The sequence below is a fragment of the Azospirillum sp. B4 genome (assembly GCF_000333275.1).
Classification (GTDB): Bacteria; Pseudomonadota; Alphaproteobacteria; order Azospirillales; family Azospirillaceae; genus Nitrospirillum.
The window spans coordinates 1-1,794 of the sequence record NZ_BACU01000344.1 but is presented as its reverse complement, the minus strand read 5'-3'; the positions used below and the strand labels follow the sequence as shown (position 1 = coordinate 1,794).

Here is a 1,794-nt window from a genome sequence, read left to right as displayed (position 1 = left end):
GACGTGCTCGGGCAGAAGCCGGAGAAGTCGGCCGAGAAGGCAGGCATTGATCAACAGGCCGTCACAGACAAGGTATCGCAGAAATTACGTGACCTGCACGCCGTGGGGATCATCTCCAACGATGAGTTCATCCGCACGACCGAGCCGCGTCACGTGACTTCTGTGCAGAAACTGTGTCACAAGCTGTTCGAGAATGGGGAAATCTACCTGGGCGCCTACGCCGGCTGGTACTCCGTCCGGGACGAGGCTTTTTACGGCGAGGATGAACTCCGCATCTGACGACCAGGGCCGCAAGTTCGCGCCCACCGGGGCCGAGTGAGAATGGGTGGAGGAATCCAGCTACTTCTTCCGTCTCAGCGCCTGGACAGACCGCCTGCTGGCCTTCTATGAGGCCAATCCCAGCTTCATCCTGCCGGCCGGCAAGCGCAACGAAGTGTTGAGCTTCGTCAAGGGCGGCCTGAAGGACCTGTCGGTTAGCCGCACCACCTTCGACTGGGGCATCCCGGTCCCGGGCGATGACAAGCACATCATGTATGTCTGGCTGGACGCCCTGGCCAACTACATCAGCGCCATCGGCTATCCGGAGATGGGGGAGGGCACGCCCTACGCCCGGTACTGGCCCGGCGCCATGCACATGGTGGGCAAGGACATCCTGCGCTTCCACACCGTCTACTGGCCGGCCTTCCTGATGGCCGCCGGCCTGCAGCCGCCCACCCGCGTGTTCGCCCACGGCTGGTGGACGGTGGAGGGCGAGAAGATGTCCAAGTCCCTGGGCAACGTGGTGGCGCCCAGCGAGTTGCTGGAAAAGTACGGCCTGGACCAAACCCGCTATTTCCTGATGCGCGAGATCCCCTTCGGCAACGATGGCGATTTCTCCCGCCGCGCCATGGTCACCCGCATCAACAGCGAACTGGCCAACGGCTACGGCAACCTGGCCCAGCGGTTCCTGTCCATCATCCAGAAGAATTGCGGCGCCGTGGTCCCCACGCCGGGTGAGTTCACCGAGGCCGACACCGCCCTGCTGGCCGCCGCGCGCGGCCTGCTACCCACGATGCGGGCCGACCTGGACCTGCAGGCCTTCCACAAGGCGCTGGACGCCCTGTGGGTGGTGGTGGGCGACGCCAACCGCTACATCGACGAACAGGCCCCCTGGGCGCTGAAGAAGACCGATCCGGCCCGCATGGCGACGGTGCTGTACGTGCTGGCGGAAGCCATGCGCCACATCGCCATCCTGGCACAGCCCTTCATGCCGGGCGCCATGGCCAAGGTGCTGGACCTGCTGGCCGTGCCGGTCGAAGCGCGCGACTTCGCCCACCTGGACCAGGCGCTGGTGCCCGGCACGCCGCTGCCGGCGCCGCAGGGCGTGTTCCCCCGCCATGTCGAGGAAGTGGAGGGGGCGGCCTGATGCCGGACGGTCTGAGCCTCAAGCCCTTCCTGATCGACAGCCATTGCCATCTGGATTTCCCGGATTTCGTGGAGCAGCGCGACGCGGTGGTGCAGCGGGCGCGGGACGCGGGCGTGGGCGCCATGCTGACCATTTGCACCCATCTCAGCCGCTTCCCCCAGGTGCATGCCGTGGCGCAGGCCTACCCCGACGTCTGGTGCACGGTGGGCGTCCATCCCCACCAGGCGCTGGAGGAGCAGGAGTTCTGCACCGTCGACACGTTGCGCGAAGTGGCGGCGCTGCCCAAGGTGGTGGGCCTGGGTGAAACGGGCTTGGACTATTACTACAATAAGAGCCCGCAGGAGGTGCAGGAGGCCAGCTTCCGCGCCCCACTGACCGTGGCCCGCGAA

At 65.9% G+C, this 1,794-nt stretch carries 1 protein-coding gene and 1 pseudogene; both read left to right on the top strand.

Annotation, left to right across the window (positions count from 1 at the left end; all coding sequences use genetic code 11):
* Window positions 1-1,405: pseudogene (metG, locus tag I55_RS15235) on the top strand (methionine--tRNA ligase); the annotation flags it as partial.
* Window positions 1,405-1,794, top strand: a 390-nt coding sequence (locus I55_RS15230) for a TatD family hydrolase (protein WP_044561440.1), incomplete at its 3' end; no start/stop codon positions are given. The pseudogene metG and the gene I55_RS15230, both read left to right, overlap by 1 nt.